Below are 714 nucleotides of genomic sequence, written 5' to 3' on the forward strand. Positions count from 1 at the left end.
CACCATAGTCGTTTGTTATGAGTATTACTTAAATGGGCTAAGATCGATACCCTCTAACTCGCAAACAGCCATGATTGTTGGATGTGATGATAAACGATTTAGGTAAGCTGACAAATGCTCAAAACTTAATGGCGATTGCTTAATTGGTAAACACCACTGAGAAAGCATAAATAAGAAGAAATCACAGGCTGAAATTTCATCGCCTAAAAGGTATTTATTACCTTCAAGTTGATCATTAATTACGGATAGTGATTCACCAATTCGATCATCTTGCGCTGCAACCACATTTGAAATAGTACTTTCATCATTTGTATGTCGATGCGGATAGTAACGAACCATTAACTCAGCTTGAAGCGTATTATTTAAGTAAGCTAGCCATTGAAAAAATTGAGGTCTACTTTTACTCCCCAAGTGAGGAATTAAACCATGCTCAGGATTTTGCTCACAAAGATGAATACAAATAGCAGAGCTTTCAAAGATTGCCATACCATCGTCAATTAATGTAGGAATTCTACCCGCTGGATTCAATTTTAAATATTCAGCTGATTTGTGAAAGCTTGATTTCCTATCAACTAACAATAAATCATACTCTAATCCCATGAAATGTAATAAGAAGTGCGGAGCTAAACTCGCGTTGTTTGGGTAATAATATAGCTGATACAATATGACTTCCTTTTCTTAATCCACAAATACTCATAACGCCTGCATAACACG

At 35.9% G+C, this 714-nt stretch carries 1 protein-coding gene; it reads right to left on the reverse strand.

Translation table 11 applies throughout. The features are described from left to right. Positions 1-24: 24 nt before the first annotated feature. The gene (locus A6E06_RS00255; RefSeq protein ID WP_065593332.1) at positions 25-663 is read right to left on the reverse strand and encodes a glutathione S-transferase family protein; all 639 of its coding nucleotides are present in this window, start codon (positions 661-663) and stop codon (positions 25-27) included. Positions 664-714 lie beyond the last annotated feature (51 nt).

This window comes from Aliivibrio sp. 1S175 (assembly GCF_001690985.1).
Taxonomy (GTDB): Bacteria; Pseudomonadota; Gammaproteobacteria; order Enterobacterales; family Vibrionaceae; genus Aliivibrio.